Source organism: Elusimicrobiota bacterium (assembly GCA_016182905.1).
In the GTDB taxonomy this organism is placed as follows: domain Bacteria; phylum Elusimicrobiota; class Elusimicrobia; order UBA1565; family UBA9628; genus GWA2-66-18.
This window is the reverse complement of record JACPFR010000009.1, coordinates 22,005-40,156: the sequence shown is the minus strand read 5'-3', so window position 1 is coordinate 40,156 and position 18,152 is coordinate 22,005. Positions and strand designations below refer to the sequence as shown.

2 protein-coding genes are annotated in these 18,152 nt (G+C 70.9%); both read left to right on the top strand.

Going from position 1 to position 18,152, the window contains the following annotated elements; translation table 11 throughout:
* Positions 1 to 9: 9 nt before the first annotated feature.
* Positions 10 to 912, top strand: coding sequence for a transposase (locus tag HYV14_03145; protein MBI2384991.1), 903 nt, complete (start codon positions 10 to 12; stop codon positions 910 to 912).
* Between the two features lie 141 nt (positions 913 to 1,053).
* Entirely contained in the window at positions 1,054 to 17,994 is a 16,941-nt protein-coding gene (locus HYV14_03140; GenBank protein ID MBI2384990.1) for a hypothetical protein, read from the top strand.
* The last annotated feature ends 158 nt before the right edge of the window (positions 17,995 to 18,152 follow it).

Here is an 18,152-nt window from a genome sequence, read left to right as displayed (position 1 = left end):
GTTGCCACTATGGGACGACCTAAACGAATCCAGTACCCCGGCGCCTGCTACCTCGTGATCCTGCAGGGCAACAACCGCCAGGACCTCTTCCTCTCGAACCAGGACCGCCGGCAGTTCCTCGCTTTGCTCAAGCAGTACAAGGAGCGCCACGGCCTCGAGGTGTTCGCCTACAGCCTTCTCGGCAACTCCGTCAATCTCCTCATCGAGACCTCCCAGGCCAACCTCTCCGCCGTGATGCAGGGCTTCAACACCCAGTACACGAAGTACTTCAACGCGGCCCACAACGCCGTCGGACACGTGTTCCAAGGCCGCTACAAGGCCTACATCGTCGACAAGGACACGCACCTGGCCGAGATGACGCGCTACGTCCACCTCGCCTGCGTCCGCGACGCCCTCAAGGACAAGCCTTGGCGCTACCAGTGGTCCTCCTGCGCGGCCTACGTCGAGGCCGAGCACAAGGAGCCCCTCGTCGACTCCGACCTGGTGCTGCGCAAGTTCGGCAACGGCCGTTTGAAGCAGTCCGTCCGGTATCTTCAATACATCAAGGACCGCATGAAGACCGCCGGCGACCAGACCTTGCCCGTCATGGGCGGAGTGGCCATCGGGGGGGAGGCCTTCCTCAGCAAGATCTCCGCCCACAACGAGCGCCCGTCGGCGCCGCGCCCGGTCCCCGTCGAGGCCGCCCGCAAGATCATCGCCGAGGTGGCCGGCCGCCACGGCCTCACCGAGGAGAAGATCCTCGGCCGGGTGCAGTGGCGGGAGGTCTCCGCGGTCCGCCGCGAGGCCATCCACCGGGTCTGGAAGGAGACCCGTATGGGCGTCTCCGAATTGGCGCGCCTGTTCCAGAGAACCCCCAGCGCGATCAGCCAACTGATCCGGTCTCTGGAGACCGGGTCGCCGTCGATGAACTGAAAAAACGTCGATTTTTCGTTAAGAACTTAAAGCCTGGCACTCAGGGGTCCTTAGTCCCAAGGACCCCTGGGCCATAAAATAGGCCCCTTTTAGGCCCCCGAGGGGCTGACAATACGGGGAAGTGGGTATAAGCTATAGGAAGTGACCCCTCGCTCCCTGCGCTTATTGGGACGGAAAATCACGGCGACCGCCCTCGCGGCCGCCCTTGTGCTGTCCGGGTCCGGCCCCATCTACGCTCAGGAGATCCGGGCGATCTCGGGCCAGGCCAAGGCGCCGGGCTACGCCGGTGAAGCCGGCGCGCTGGCGCTGCCGAAAGTCCTCTCCCCGCTCTCTCCCTCGGCGTTCAACGCCTCGCTGACGCCGTCCCTGTCGGCGCTCTCGGCGCCCTCGCTCGCGCCATCGGCCCCGGCGCTCGGCGGTCACGCGCGCGCCTTGCCGGCCCTGGCGAGCCCGTCGATGCTCCCGGCGCCGGCCGTGCCCGCCGCGCCGGTCGCGCGCACCGGCCCGCTCGCGGCGCTCAAGGCCCTCGTCGCCGGCCCGGCTCCAGTCTCTCCTGACCGGCCCGCGGCGCCCGGCGCGGCGAAGACCCCGGCCAAGCCCGCCGACGCCGCCGCGCTCTCCGCCGACGCCGCCGCGCTCCCCTCCGAGGCCACCGCCGGCGACGCGAAGGATTTCGCCGACGCCGCGTTCCGCCGCCTCCACGGCGAGGCCGGCGCCTCGGTCTCCGGCGCCGCCCCCGCCGTCGCCGCCCCCGTCGTCGCCGCCGCTCCCGAGACGAAGAGCTGGAAGCGTCGCCTCGGGCTGGCCGCGGCCTCCCTCGCCGTCGGCGGCGCGCTCGTCCTGCCCAACAAGGGTACGCACGCCGCCGGGGCGCTGCCCCCGGTCGACGCGTCGGGCGCCGGCCTCGCGGCCTTCGGCCAGTACCTGGGCCAGGCGGGGTATTGGATCGGCAACGCGCTGGCGTTCGTGTTCCCGATCCCCGAGGTGTACAAGGCGATCAAGGGCGGCAAGGTCGCGGTGCCGGCGTGGCGCGCGGGCATCCTCGTCACCGCGAGCCTGGCCCTCGGCCTCGTCAACGCGACCGTGGCCGGCATGCCGTTCTGGGGGATACAGAACACCTTCGCCGCCGCCGCCATGCTGCTGGCCTGGCCCGCGGCGAAGTGGGGCAAGAAGGCCGCCGGCGACGCGGGCGTCCTGAGCGGGAAGAAATCGGCCGTCGCGACCGTCGTGACCTCGATCGTCGCCTTGGCCGCGGCCGCGGCGCTGTACTACGGCGCCGTCGCGGTGGTCCCGGCGGCTCTGGCGGCGGCGTTCGGCGCGGCCGCGGTCGCCAACGTGACCTTCGGCATCATGGCCGCCACCGGCGGCGCGTTCTTCCTGCTCTTCTTGCCCGACATCATCTCCATCGTCCGCGGGCGCGCGCCGCGCGGCTTCACCCCCGGGTTCTCTTTGCTGTTCCTGCTCGCCTCCCTCGGCTTCGTGGTGTGGACCGGACACCTGGCCTGGATCGCCGAGCCCGGCTCGCCCCAGGCCGCCCAGTACGGCCTGTACGCCGCCCTCAACGCCGCCTACGTCCTCGTCTCCGGCGCCAGCTGGTGGATCGGCCGCCGCGCGGCGAAGCCCGCCGTCGTCCCGGCCCCGGCTGACGAGGTCCCTCCGGCCGCCGAGCCCGAGGAGGCCGGTCCGTCGCGCGCTCCTCCGTCCCGCTTCGACGGCCTCGCGGCGGCGCAGTCCCGCGCTCACTCCTCCGCCCGGGCCCGGGCGGGCAACGTCCGCCTGATGCGCGTCGGCGTCGACCTCCGGAGCGCCGGCCCGCGCTGGGTCTTCGCCTTCCACGCTCCCGCCAAGAAGCAGATCCTGACCTACGGCCCGGACGGCGTCGAAGCCCGCAGGTTCGGCGGCGCCGAGCGCCCCGCGATGATCCACCCCGAGGAGCTGTCCGCCGTGGAGCTCGAGGCGCGCCTCGCGGCGCTCGCCGTGAAGGAGCCCGGCTTCAAGCCGGTGCGCGCCGAGATCGTCGCGCTCGGCAAGGGCGGCTTCAAGGTCTACGGCTACGACTCGAGGAATGATTCCCGCGAAATGTCCCTCCCGTTGCCGGTCATGGAGGCGACGCCGGCCGCCTCGGAGCAGGTTCCGCCTTCGGCGGAACCGCCGGCGGATTCGCCTTCGGCGAATCCCGAACAGCCTTCGACGACGGCCGCCCCGGAACCCGTCGTCGAGGCGCCCGCCGCGGAGGCGCCCGCCGCGGAGGCGCCCGCAGCGAAGGACGACGGCCAGGTCGACGAGTACGGCCCCGTCCACGACGAGTTCCCAGGCCTGCCGCGCGGGCGGGTCCCGATGGCGGTTCCGCCCGCGGCGGAACTCCCGGCCGTTCAGGAGCAGGCCGCGACGACGGCCGGCGAACCGGCCTTGCCGCGCAGCTGGAAGCGCTTCCCGGCCGAGGCGCGCGAGGCGACGAGCGCGGCGATGCTCGCCGCGAAGGCCGAGGCGCAGTCCCGGGCGCGCGCGCTGGCCCCGGACGCCCGGCTCGTCAGCGTGGCGATCAACCTGTCGGACCCGCGCTCGCATTGGATCTTCATCTTCCGCTCCGACAAGCGCAACGAGGAGCTGACCGTCTGGACGAAGCGCGTCGCCGTGCGCAAGCTCGGCTTCCGGCCGACGAAGGCCCCGACCCTCTGGGACACGCGCCTGGGGTCGGTCGGCCCGCTCGACCGCGCCTACGCCGCGCTCAAGAAGGCGAACCCGCGCTTCCGGCCGGTGCGCGTCGAGGTGGACCCGGCGTGGACCGGGGCCGCCTCCTACCGCTTCCTCGACGCCTTCGGCCGGGCGGCCTTCGTCGGCGCCGACGGCAAGCCCGTCTTCGACGCGCCGGCGCTTCCCGTTTCCGCGGACGCCAAGCCGCCGAAGAGCTTCGAGAGCCTGCCCGAGGACGCCCGCGGCGCCGACGGCAAGTCCCTGCTCGCGCTGAAGGCCCAGGCGCAGGCGCGCGCCCGCGCGCTCGCCCCGGACGCGCGCCTCGTGAAGGCCGCCATCAACCTCGACGACCCCCGCTCGCACTGGATCTTCGTCTTCCGCTCCGACAAGAGCCGCACCGAGCTGACGGTGTGGACGAAGAGGATCGAGACGAAGCGGCTGCGCCCCGGCACGCGCCGGATCCCGACCCTCAACGACGCGCGCCTGGCCAAGGTCGCCCCCGTCGCCGCCGCCTACGCCGCGCTGAAGGCCGCCAAGCCCGGCCTCAAGCCCGTCCGCCTCGAGCTCATCCCGACCTGGAAGGGGGACGCGGACTGGTCCTTTAAGGACTCCCGCGGCCGCGGCACCGCCGTCGCCGCCGCGGCCCAGCCCGCCGCGCCGGCGCCGAAGCCCGAACTGCCGGACGAACGGGGACCTCCCGCGCCGACCGATCCGGCGCCTCCGGAGACGACGCAGCCCGCCCCGGCCCCTCCCGCGACCCCCGCTCCCGAGATCCCCAAGCCGGAGATCCCGAAACCCGAAGAGCCGTCCTTCCCCGGCCCGCGCGTCGCCCCCAAGCACATCCACGAGGACTTCCTCGGCTTCCGCGCCGTCAAGGGCGTCCGCCATGACCCGACCCTCAAGCCCCTCCTGAAGATCGAGAGCATCGATCAGGTCATCGACCGGATCTCGCGCCAGTTCAATATCAAGCGCGAGCGCGTCATCGAGCTCGGGGTCAAGTACCGCCTCAACGAGTTCAGCCCGCTCGAGTCCTGGATCGGCGTCTACGACCGGCTCCAGGCCGCCAACCGCGACCAGTTCAAGCGCTACGACTCGAAGAAGTACTCGGGCTGGAAGAGCTTCCGCGAGCTGGCCGACAAGACCTACGCCCCCGGCTGGAAAGGCGCCCTGCAGCGCGCCCTCGAGTTCCACAAGCACTTCATCGGCGCGGCGGTGCGCTTCCCGTACCACCTGTTCGACATGTTCCTGTTCGGCTACTTCCGCCAGGCGATCTCCTTCGAGTTCCGCCACTCGACCGAGGACTTCATGGCGCTGTCGGACAAGGAGGACTTCGCCGAGCAGTGGCTCGAGTCGTCGATGCGCAAGGACGCGTTCGACGGCGCGGGCATGCTCGCCGGGCTCAAGGCGAAGGCGTGGTTCCGCGGCGTCAACCGCTGGTTCATCGTCCCGCTCGCGGCGCCCCTGACGACCTTCCTCGCGCGCCGCCTGACGCTGGCGATCATGAGCGCGGTCGCGATGGGCCTGCTCGGCGCGTTCGCGCCCGTCCTGCCGCTGTCGTTCGCGCTCACGTCGATCCCGGTGCTCGGCCCGGCCATCGTGGCCGTGCTCAACGGGCTGCCCGTCGCCGTCGCCGCGGTGCCCTTCATCGGCGACGCCCTGGCGCCCGTCGTCGGGGCCGCGGTCGCGGCGCTGGCCAAGGACCTGATCCTCGGCCCGCTGCTCAACACCCTGATCCTGTCGACCTTGCTGACCTTCCCGGCCGCCGCGCGCGAGCGCATCGCGAAGCTTCGCGACGACGCGCCGCTGGCGAGCCTCCCGGTCAAGGGCCTGATCGTCGCCGTGCTCGGCGCGGCGGTCTCCTGGGAGTTCTGGCGGGCCAACCTGAAGTCGTTCCTCGGCCTGGTCACGGTCGGCGCCGAGATCGAAGGCATCATGACCTACGCGGGCGCGATCGACTCGGTCATCGACCCCGGCGTCAAGGCCGTGACGGGCCGCGAGCTCCACCTCTTCCACAACATCGGCGCGGCCGTCGAGCGGCCGGAGGGCGACAGCCCGATCCCGTTCGGCGGCGCCATCACCTGGGGCAACACGCTCCTCTATAAGCTCCAGGCCCTGGCCGGCTTCAACATCTCGGACGCCGTGATGCGCACGACCTTGATGGCCAAGGGCGCGGCGTTCGGGGAGAGCGCCGTCGACCTGCCGCTGGCCATGCTGTCCGCTCAGGGCGCCATCGCCGCCGCGAGCGAGCGGACCCCCGAGCAGGCCAAGGGCCTGCCGTTCGACCCCGACCTGTGGAAGCTGCCGATGGACCAGGTCACGGCGCGGATCAAGGAGCTGGCCGGCGCCGCCGGCGGCCTCGACGCCGAGATCGCGGCGGTCAAGGAGCACCGCACGAAGCTCCTGGCCGAGCTCGGGGACAAGAAGGCGCAGCTCGAGCGCCTGCGGAAGCTGAGCCGGCCCGTGACCGACGCCCAGCGCGCCGAGTACGAGCGCCTGCTCGCCGAGCTCGCGACGAAGTCCGACGAGGTCGAGGTGCGCGAGAAGCTGGCGGAGCGCCGCGACCTCCTGACGCCGCCGAGCGACGCCGACGCCCTGGCCCGCCTCGAGGCGCTGCAGAAGGAGTTCTCGGGCCTGACCCCGCCGCCGGACCGCAACGGCTACTGGGAGGACCTGGCCGCGCAGGACGCGTCGATGAAGGCCCTGTCCCAGCGCCTGGCCGACTACGCCGAGGGCCGCGCCGCCCCGGCGCCGCCCGGCGTCGCCTCCACCTTGAGCGCCGAGACCCGGGACAGGATCGCCAAGCTCGTCGGCGAGATCGAGGTCCTGCGCGTCGAGGCCAAGGGCGAGGTCGCCCAGCGCGACGCCGCCTCCCAGCTGCTCGCCTCGTCGAACCGGGTGCGCAACGCCGCCCTGCGCGAGCGCCGCGACGGCAAGGACATGCTCCGCTTCCACACCGACATGGCCAAGCTGGCCAGCGTGATGGACCTGGCGCTCTCGCTCAACGAGATCAACGCCGCGCAGACCGCGATCAAGCAGATGATGGACCTGCTCGAGGCCAAGCGCGCCAAGATCGCGGCCTCCCGCGCCCAGAACCAGCAGAACCAGGGCGGCGCCGACCAGAACGCGGGCAACACCGCGCAGTGGCGCGACGAGATCAACAAGGACATCGCCTCCGACGACAAGACGCTGAGGGACCTCGCCGACTCGGAGGCCAAGGCGGGCATGGTCGCGACGACCCTCGGCTCCTTCCAGACCGACATGCGCGCCTTCATCGACGGCATCAACGCCCAGGACCGGGGCCAGAGCGCGGACGCGGCGACGGAGTATCAGCGCCGCATCGACCTGCTGCCCCGGATCAAGGAGTGGCGCACGAACGGCGGCAACCCGAACGACCCCGACGCCTTCTCGCTCAAGAAGTTCAACGATAACCTCGCCGAGGTCAACGACAACATCACGAAGGCCCAGGCCGGCCTGAGCCGCATCGGCACCATGCCCCTCGAGTACGCGGGCGTGCTCGTCATCGAGGTCCCGGGCCCGACGGTGTCGGTCAACAACCCCACGCCCGAGCAGACGCGGCAGATCCTGGCCGACCGCAAGGTCTACTGGCAGGGCAAGAAGGCCGACTTCGGCTCCTCGCTCGCGACGGTCGACCGCATGCTCGACGGCGGCAACACCCGCACGGTGATCGACGAGTTCGGCGACCCGCACCCCGAGTCCCTGCCGCGCTGGAAGTCCCAGTCCCAGACGGAGATCTCCGACGCGCGGGCCGCCCTCGGCGCCCATCTGACCCGGCTCGACGCCAACGCCGCCAGCATCAACCGCGTCGCGGGCTCGAACATCCCGATGCTGTCGGGCCTCGGCCTCGTCCAGCTCCAGGACGCGATCAAGAACTACGGCGACAGCCTGAGGGCCGTCCGCTTCCCGGAAGGCGACTCGGTCGCGGGCCACGCGGCGATGATGGACCTGGTCAACTCCGCCAAGCTCACGCCCCACGCGGCGCGCGAGATCATCCGCTGGGCCAAGGCCGACGCGACGGTGACCGCGATCGACGACGCGACCACGAACGTCCTGCCCAAGGCCCGGACGGGCCTGCAGGGCGTGGTGACCATGCTGGACCAGGTCCTCGCCGACGTCGACGCCGACCTCGTCTTCGTCAACACGGGCGCGGGCGGGGGCCAGGCCCTGATCGACCGCAAGACCGCCCTGCTGCGCGACAAGATCATCCCCGCGCTCCAGGGCGCCAAGTCGATGCTCGTCGATACCTTGATCCCGTACCAGCAGAAGTCGATCGACCAGGTCGCCGCGACGGACAGCGACTACTTTAAACTCTACGACTCGAAGAAGACCGTGATCACGGAGGCGGTCAAGCTCAACGACCGCACCATCCCGTGGGCGTTCGCCACCTTCGGCGCGGCGGACGGCAACCAAAACGAGGCGCTCAATAAGATCGGCGAATGGCGGCACAAGCTCCAGAAGAACCTCGACGGCTACGACGACGCCGAAGGCCACCACAAGGGCATCCACGAGTTCCAGGTCGAGATGGCCAACCGGAAGGACGCGAACTTCACCGGGACCGAGGTCGTCTATGGAGAAACCCAGCCCTTCAGCCTGCCCAAGAAGATCGCCCAGTACACCGCCGAGCGCGCCCAGCGCGCCGAGCAGATCAACGTCCAGGACGCCCAGATCAACGAGATCATCGGCAAGATCGAGACGGTCTCCAAGGGCAAGTTCGTCATGTCTCAATACCGCCTGCCGGTCGGCGTGACCCCCGACGCCGCGGGCGTGGCCCGCGTGCAGGCGGCCGTGGACGCCGAGGCGATCCAGAAGCTCGTGGACCGGCTCAAGGCCGTCGCCGACGAGGCGCAGGCGGGGGCGGCCAGCATCGACCTCGGCGGCAGCGGCGGGGACGGCACGGTCCCCTCGGGCACCCAGCCGGCGATCACGGTGTCGGAGAACCAGCAGATCTCCCTGCTCGCGCTCGAGGCGGCCAAGCGCCTCGTGCCCTCCAGCCTCAACCAGCCCGACAGCGCGCCGGCCGCCTACGCGATCGCGCGCCTGCTCTACTCGGACACGGTGATCAAGGCCGCCAATGACGGCCTCACCGTCCAGGTGCCGGCCGCGGAGCGCTTCCTGACCCGGGTCTCGTCGGTGCTCGGCGACGCGATCGCCGACATCCCGAAGGACGAGGCCTACGCCTCCTCCAACGGCACGAGCGAGACCGGCGAGCAGGTCCTCGCCCGCAAGATCCGCGTGTTCTCCTCCATCGACGCGGTCCTGGTCGAGGGCATGGACTTCTTCCGCCTCAAGCAGACCTGGAACCGCGACCGGTTCGGCAGCGTGGACAGCGTGCAGAACTACTACGACTCGCTGCACGACATCTATTCCGGCGGCCAGACGGCCAACGACAACGAGGTCGAGGCGCTGGACACGATGCAGGAGGCCCTGCGCAAGACGATGACCGACCTCGAGGAGAAGCGGGTCAAGATCTCCGCGTGGCTCAGCCAGCTCAACCCGAGGGAGAAGAGCGCGCTCAACAACGTCAGCGAGGACATCTCGAAGATCATGGACAAGACGCGCGCGGTCCTCGAGTCCAACATCGACTGGCACCGCCTGCAGGACCAGCTCGGCCGCTCCCGCGAGATCCTCCAGTCCCAGCTCACCCAGATCGACGACAAGCAGAACGAGCTGGCCGCGATCCTCGCCAAGGACGAGGTCCAGGGCCAGCTGCCGCCCGAGCTCGTCCGCCGCATCGAGGCGCTCCGTCTCGGCCGCGGCGGCTGGGCCAACGACGGCACCAAGACCGACCCGGCGTCCCTCGTCATCCGCAAGTCCGAGTACGGCGCCTTCGTGGACGCCCTCCTCGGCCTGGTCACGCAGGGCGCGCAGAGCTCGGCCATGGAGGTCGCCGCGATCAAGGAGGACCTGCTCCGCAACCCGCAGGGCCTGGCCTCCCTGATCCCCAACTCCAAGGTGCTCGAGTTCGGCGACACCGCCGACGGCTTCTACCTGGTCTACCAGTCGAAGTTCGCGGTGCCGCACGGCCTCGACACGAGCTCGTGGGTGACCCTCGGCAACATCGGCAAGGTGTTCGGCAGCAACGTCAGCGTCTCCGGCTACCAGCTCGCCAGCCCGCCGAGCTCCAACGGCGAGAACGCCCCGTACGGGGACAAGGGCGTCGAGGTCCAGGTCGAGACCCTGCAGGGCAAGAACTGGGTCAACTACCTGAACGTCGACATGCACCGCTTCGCCTTCGACATCCCGGCCGACAACAGCGTCAAGACCGGCGCCGGCGAGAGCCGCATGATGATCTTCGACGACTTCGCCGTCATGCTGTTCGGCGACAAGCTGTACGTCGGCCTCGCGGGCTTCGCCGACGGGGCGGTCACCGACACGAAGGACAAGCCCTACTACTACGGCGGGAACCTGAAGAGCTCGCTGAAGCTGACGGAGGTCATGAAGCTCAATTTCGAGCAGCGGGCCTTGTTCGCCCAGGACCCGCGCAAGTTCCTTCAGGAGGTCAACCTCGACTTCACCGGCTACGACCCCGACCTGAACCGCGACTTCACCATCACGGCCGAGGGCGAGAAGAAGAACTACTTCCGCACCCAGGTCGGCCCGCAGTTCGACCTCAACCGCCTGATGAACCCCGACGGCGGGGGGGATACCTTCACGCTCGACCTGTACTGGGCGAAGACCTCGGGGACCGACGACATCAACCAGCAGCTCGGCGGCGTGAGCATACTGAAAGGGTTCTCGCTCAAGAACGACGAGGGCAAGACCTGGATGCGCATCGACAACCGCCTGACCGGCGAGATGGGCCAGAAGCAGAACGAGATCGGCGACCGCCTGTCGGTGTCCTTCCCGGACCAGGGCCTGGTCGTCTCCGCCGAGGGGAAGATCATCGGCGGCGCTTCGACCTACTTCGGCGAGATCTCGAAGAAGATGAACGACCACTCGAACATCGCGCTGAGCTACGGCTCGCAGTACGTGGGCATGAACAACCGGCTGTCGATCACGATGAACACCTCGTTCACGCTCGCCGAGCTGTGGCAGAAGGTCAGCGACAACTCGGCCCAGAACCTGCGCGGCGGCGAGACCCTCAAGGCCTACAACCGCGAATTAGGGGATTTCTTCGCGGGAGACGAGGCCAAGGCCTCCCGCACCGCGATGGACTTGCAGAAGGTGTTCGAGCAGGACGTCGCGCGCAAGCTCGTCACGCAGGACATCGGCAACCTGACCCGCGAGATCCAGGAGCTGCGCCGCGCAGGCGCGTTCATGGAGAACTCGCGCGTGCGCGGGATGGTCGGCTTCGTCTCGAACTCGGTGTCCAACGACCTGGCCGAGCGCGCGGTCGGCGGCGGCTTCACGGTCGGCACCTACACCGAGATGTCGCTGACCAAGACGCAGAAGCAGCTCATCGAGTCGAAGGCTCAGATCCTGTATCGCGAGGGCCTGCGCCTGCAGGACCGCATGCTCGCGCTGACCAAGGACTGGCAGGCTTCCGTCGTCGAGGTCGCCGAGGCGCAGTGGGCGCTGAAGATCGCGGACTTCGCGGTCAAGAACGCGCCGTCCGAGACCTCCCGCCGCGAGGCGGCCGTGCGCCTCAACGACGCGGAGTCCCGCCTGCACCAGGCCGTCCTGCGCTACAACGCGCTGACGGGCCGCGACCCCCAGAGCCCGCCCCCGTTCCAGGACCTCAACTCCGAGGACCTCCGCCGGATGCTGGGCAACATCCGCCGCCTGATCGCCTCGCCCGACCGTCTCGGCACCATCCTCGGCAGCCTCGACGAGGAGTCGCTGAAGCGGTCGGTCGGTGAGGACCCCTTCAACCTCATCGACTGGATCCCGTGGGTGGACCGGCTGACGGCCGGCTTCGGCGTGCAGTTCCAGGACATGATGGCCAACCAGGCGCTGACCCTCGGCGCCTCGGTCCGCCTGCCGATTTATGATCCGGCCTCGAAGTCGTCTGATAAGGCCTACGCCCTCGAGTCGCAGGCCGTGCAGGCCGAGATGCGCCAGGCCTACGCCGAACGCACGCTCGCGGGGCAGGCGGCCCTCGAGCAGTCCCGCGTCTGGGACGCGAGCGCGCGCGCCGTCGAGCCGAACGTGCCGGCCGCCGCGCGGGCGCTGTCCGACGCGATCCGCGCCTACCGCAACGGCCTGATCCCGCCGGAGAAGCTGAGCGCGGCCTTCTCGAACTGGAACTGGTACATGTCCTCCACGCTCGAGTCGATGTCGCGCGCGGAGCTGCTCCGGGCCCAGGCCGGCGTCGTCGCCCCGTTCGAGCGCCCGACGCGAAGCGGCGCAACGGCGCCGCTTCGTTTATATTCGATCGACGACGCGTTCGCCGCGGCGTCGGCGAACTCCAACAACCTCTTCGAGATCGCCAAGCGCCAGGAGGCCGCGGAGGAGATGGCGCGCGCCGCCGACCACCGCGTGCAGAAGGCCTGGCTCGACGTCAACGTCGGCATGGGCCTGACCGCGCAGGGCGTGGGCTGGCTGCCCTCGATCGGCATCACCGGCATCCCCGTCACCCCCGTGCTCGGCTTCGAGCTCAAGCCCGAGGAGATGCGCGAGCTCCAGGTGAAGGAGCATACCCAGCAGGCCGAGTACTACGACGCCCTCAAGACCCGCGTCGAGTCCGGCCTCGCCGTGCAGTTCTACCAGAACATGGTCGTGCTCCGCTCCGCCGAGTCGCGGCTGGCGGTCTACGACGGCCGCCTGCTGCCCGAGCTCGAGGCCGCCGCGGCCGCGGGCGGGGCGGAGGCCCAGCGCCGCTACGACCAGGCGAAGGTCGCTCGCGAGGCGGCGGCGCTCGACTTCGCGAAGGCGCGCGAGACGATCAACTTCCTGCTCGGGCGGCCGGCGAACGCGCGCGTCGAGGCCGCCATCGACGAGCGGCAGGCCCTCGAGGCCCTGTCCCGCCTGCTGGCCGCCAAGGACCCGGTCGGCACGCAGCGCCGCATCCTGCAAGCGCGGGTCTCCACCGCGAAGGCCGTCGAGGACCTGGTCGACAAGAACCTGAAGGTCGAGCTGCTGCAGCTCGAGCCGGTGAGCCTCGTCGTGCGCTCGCTCGGCCGCCTGATGGGCGCCCTGACCGACGCCCCGATCTACAACACCGAGCTCGCCGCCGCCGCGCGCATCCAGACTTTGACCGAGGAGCGCGAGCGCGACGCCTACGACGGCCGCCGCGACGCCGAGGCCTCCAAGCTCTCCCTGCGCCTCAACGCCGCGCGCGACGAGCTGCGCGCGATCCGGGGGACGGACGCGGCGAGCCTGCTCGAGAAGAGCCGCCTCTCGTCGGTCATCTTCACCCTCCAGGCGGCCCTGCTCTCGCTCGGCGTCGACCCCGACAAGGGCGCCGCCTCCGGCGCGGGCACACTCCCCAAGAGCTGGCCGGAGCTCACGCGGCGCCTGGCCGAGTCCGAGCAGACCCTGACGACCGTGGCGCCCGAGGACCGCATCGACCTGCTCACGCCGGACAACCTGAAGCACCGCTCCGCGGCCTTCATGCGCTACTACTTCGCCAAGCAGACCTTGGGCCACGAGCCGATCGACCGGAACTTCGTCGAGGGCTGGATCGAGCTGCGCCTCTCCGACCCGGGCACGCCGCCCGAGGTCCTGCTGCGGCTCGCGGAGCTGCGCACCGCGAAGGCCGACCGCCTGTACCGCGACGCGCTCGTCGGCGCGGCGGCCCGCGCCGACATCCTGGCCGCCCAGTTCGAGGGCGACGCGCGCCTGCTGCGCTTCATCGACCGCGAGATCCGCGGCCGCGACGCCTCCGTGGCGCCGATGCAGCTCGACGAGGTGCGCGCGTCCTTGGTCTCCCGCCTCGCCGTCCAGCGCCAGCAGCTGGTCGCGCGGCTCGGCCTGCCGCCGGAGACCGCGCTCGACGACCTCCTGCGCCTGGTCCCGGAGGACGCCGTCCCCTCGGCCGACCTGCGCGACCTGGCCGGACGCCTGATCGGCGACATCCGCGCCCGGCAGATCGACTCGATCCGCCGCACCTTGTTCGACGGCGGCACGCCGGCGAGCTGGGGCAACGAGGACGGCATCATGGGCCAGATCAAGGCCAACACGATCGCCGAGCGCATGAGCTACAAGGGCTTCACCCCCGTGGCCACCTTCGGCTACTTCCGCGGCACCCCCATCGGCGGCGGCTTCATCGAGGCGCCCGACCCGCGCGAGATCGAGGCCGGCCTCGAGAAGGTCATGGGCGAGGTCCTGCGCAAGGAGATGCAGTCCTCCGGCCGGCTCCAGGAGCTGACCTTGCGCCTGCACTCGCTGATGGTCCGCGTCGAGGACGGCGCGAAGGGCCTCGAGGCCCGCCGCAAGCTCATCGAGTCCGCGGAACGCGACCTCCGCGCCCGCGCCGAGCTCTCCGGCACCGGCTCCGCCGAGTACAAGGCCGCGCAGGACGCGCTGATCGCGGCCTGGGACGGCTTCGCCCGCCAGATGACGGCCACGAAGGCCGACTTCATCACCTTGGTGACCGAGCTCGAGGCGCTGGGCGAGGGCTCGGCCGGCTCCCTGCGCCCGCTGGCGCAGCCGGACGTCCCCGAGGCCCGCGTCGTGAACGACCCGAAGGACCAGCTGCTCGACTACTGGGCCGGCCGCTACGCCGACCCGTCCTTCGAGGAGGGCCTCGACGCCTTGTTCGCCCGCATGGGCGCGGCCGTGCCCGCCGCGGTGCGCGCGCGCATCCTCAAGGACGCGGCCCTGTACCGCACCGCCCTGGCCGACGCGAAGGCGCTGGACAGCAACGACTATTCCTCCGCCGAGAAGTTCGACCGCCTGATCAAGGTCGACGTCGAGGGCAAGCGCCTCGACCTGCGCGCCGGCCTGCAGGACGCCCTGCGCGGCGTGGGCCTCCTCGACCCGGCCTCCAACCCGGTCGCCGCCGAGTTCCTGGCCTTCATGCGCGGCGACCTCGCGGAGGCCTCGAAGGCCTTCTCGCTCGACCGCGGCCGGAAGGTCGCCGTGGACCGCGCCCTCAGCGAGACCTACTGGCGCGCGCATCAGCCGAGCGACGCCGAGGCGGCGACGTTCGCCCGCCTCGACAAGCTCCACGCCGCCATGGAGGACGCGCGGGACCGGCTGCTGACGAGCTACCTCGCCGACTCCGGCGACGGCGCCGAGAAGTTCGTCCTCAAGGACCTCGAGCTCGACGCCTACCTGAAGGCCCAGGGCGCCTTCGACCGCGAGCTGGCGCGCGCGCTCGGCGCCAAGCCCTCGCCGACGGTCGTCCGCGCGCTCGACGGCCTGTACGGCATCAAGGAGTCGCTCGACCGCGGCGTCGCGCGCGCCAAGCACGGGCGCGGCATGGCCGCGCTCGACGCCCTGATCTCGCTCGAGGAGTCGCGCCTGCGCGCCGCTCGCTGGACGCGCCAGACCCCGGCCCGCATCGATCCGATCGCCGAGGCCCTGTCCCGCCTGAAGGAGACGCGCGAGCGCTGGACCTCGGGCAAGGTCGGCGCCGATTTCCAGGCCCTGTACGCGGTGACCTTCGTCGGCGCCGACGGCCGGCGCACCTGGACCGTCAAGGAGTGGCTGAGCGCCGCCGACGTCGAGGCCTCCCTCGTCCGGGCCGGCCAGACGCCCCGCGGCACGCCCGGCGAGATCGTCGAGCGCCTGAACCCGGCCACGGGCAAGATGGGCTACTACATCGACGTTCCGCGGGTCGGCACCGGCCGCTACGAGGTGATCGGAGGCGCGGACGCCGCCGACGCCGCGCGCCGCGCGGCCGACACGAAGTACGCCGACAACCGCGCCGTCGCCGACCTGCAGGCCTTGATGGGGACGAAGGACGCCGACTTCGTGTCGCTGGGCGGCGCCGGCAAGAAGCCCGAGGCCTGGTCCTTCGCCGCGATCTTCGGCGCGGGCGGCAAGCACTCCGAGGGCCGCGTGTTCTTCTTCGAGGCGCCCGTGAACGGCAAGCCCGCGAAGGCGCTGCACCCGCTCGAGGCGCTGTCCCGTCAGCCCGAGGAAGTCGTCATGAAGCTGTACGCCGGCGACAAGCCCCTGAGCCGCGACCGCTTCCCGAACCTGAGGAGCCTCGAGGCGTCCGAGGAGGCCGCGGCGTTCATGACCTTGACCGTCTCTCCCCAGGGCGCGGAGAGACTCGCCGAGAACGCGCGGCGCCTGGAGGCCTCCGAGCGCCGCCGCGGCTGGATCGAGGTCAAGCTGAACAGCTTCGGCTTCGCGCGGGACGAGAAGGGCCAGGTCGCCCAGCTCTACCGCACGAAGGACGACTTCGAGGCGCAGTGGAAGGCCTACGATAACGCGGAGCGGGACCTGAAGGCCGCCGAGCGCGACTTCGCGACCGCGCAGGCCGAGGAGGCCGCGCGCACGACCGAGGCCGAGGCGGCCAAGTCCTCCGCCGACGGCCAGAGCCGGAGCTATCAGAACGCCCAGCTGCGCCTGCGCGCCGCTCTGCGCCAGGCGATGCTGGCCCAGGGTCTCGACGAGCGCGCGTCGTCGTTCAAGCCCGAGCTCGACCGCCGCGTCGCCGAGCCCAAGCTGAGCAAGCTCCCGACGGCGAAGGACGGCGCCCTGCAGGACGAGATCGGGAAGGCTCACGACGCCTACTCCGGCGAGATCAAGGCGATGGACGCCGCCGCCAAGGCCTTCACCGAGGCGACGTCGAAGCTCAAGCTGGCGCACGCTCGCGCGGTCAACGCCGAGACCGCGCTCAAGGACGCCAAGCTCACCTTGACGCGCGGCGGCGCGCGGGAGAAGCCCGGGACCTGGACTCTGCACCGCTCCGCCGACCTGAACCTCGGCCTCGACGCGGACAAGAAGGTCGTCCGCGTCGCCGCCGCGGCGGCACGCGGGCCCAAGGCCCTCGACGAGGCCGTGGCCGCCGACGGCCGCTCGGCGCCGGTCGAGCGCACCTTGTCCGGCTCCCTGCTCGCCGCCGTCGTCGACGCGGACGGGCGGCTCGTCCGCGACTACGCGAGCGAGCAGTCGGTGGACGACGCCTTCAAGGGCTGGAACCTCATCTCCTACCGCGCCGGCGGCGACAAGATCGGCGCCGACGGCGACGAGGCGATGACCAAGGTCCGCTTCAGCCATTACGAGGAGGCCGGCCTGCCCGTCCTGCTCGGCGAGAACTACCTGATCGAGCGTCTCGACGGCGCGAAGTCGGCCCTGTGGAAGGCGAAGCACTGGTCGTACCTGCCCTTCAACTGGGGCAACATCCTGCTCGAGATCCCGCGCGGCGTCGCCGGCATCCCGGCCGAGTTCGCCGGGCGCAACCCGAGCCAGCACCATTACCTGGGCCGCGCCTACATGTACAAGACCGAGGGCGGCACGACCGAGAACCACGGCTTCTTCCGCAGCGTGCTGGGCGCGGTCGACGTCCTGAACCTGCTGCCCGACCCGGCCGACCGCTTCTTCGACCCGAGCCAGTTCCCGGACAAGGTCCGCATCGACTCCGCCGTGCGGCCGGGAGAGGGCCTGTGGGACAAGAAGATGACCGTCGAGGAGGGGGACGTGATGGCGGGCCGCACCCCGAACCGCGCCGGCGACAAGATCGCGGACCGCGACCTGAAGGTCCATCTCGGACGCCAGTCCCTGCAGCGCCAGGCGACGCACGCCGCCGAGGACCTCGAGGCCGCGCGCGTGCGCACGCTCTCCCGCTTCCACGGCGGCGTCGAGCAGATCACCTTGGAGACCCGGCGCGGCCGCGACGGCTGGTACCAGGAGTCCAAGCGCACCGCCGCCCTCGGCCCCGAGGCCGTCAGCCGCCGCCTCGCCGAGGGGACGATCGCCGCGGACCCGCGCTCCGGCGGCTCCGCGGACGAGAGCCGCGGCGGCGACGTCGTGACCTCGGCGACGCCGGGCCACCTCTTCGTCGACGCGGTCGAGCAGCGCGTGCGCATCCGCCCCGGCGCCGACGCCTTCGGCCGCCAGGCCGACGCGCTCGAGGGCTACGGCGAGCGCGTGGCCGAGCGGGGCCGGACGGTCGAGGCGGACCGCGCCGCCCTCGAGCGGGCCCTGGCGGACGCGACGGCGAAGGTCGACGGGACCTTGGCGGAGCGCGGCCAGGCCCGCGCCGAGCAGGAGACCCTGCGCCGGAGCTGGAGCCGCCTGGCCCAGCGCATCGGCGAGCAGCTCGAGCTCGAGAAGCGCATCGCCTCGCTCGAGGCCGGGATCAAGGCCCTCGAGGGCCGCATCGCCTTCTGGGACCGCTACCTGCGCCTCCTGGAAGAGGCCCGCGCCAACCCGTCGGACCCCAACGACCCCGATCACCCTCGCCCGCCCTACGGCCCGAACCCGATGTTCTGGGCCTGGATGCTGGCCCTGGCCTTCCTCGGCGCGCTGGCCTCGGCGCTGTGGCACTGGCTGCGCCGCTCCTCCCCGCCGCCCTCCGCCCCGGCCGTCTAGCCGCGCGACGGCTTGACGACGAACGGCTGAACCACAAAGACACGAAGTCACGAAGTCACGAAGAACGGCGACGGATAAAGAGTTAACGGCCTTGGCCGTATGCCGTTAACCATCGATCCGTTCTTCTTCGTGACTTCGTGTCTTTGTGGTTCATTCTT

What these genes read in the sequence shown, in the direction of transcription:
- HYV14_03145 (MBI2384991.1), top strand. Translation starts at nt 10, where the DNA reads ATGGGACGACCTAAACGAATCCAGTACCCCGGCGCCTGCTACCTCGTG.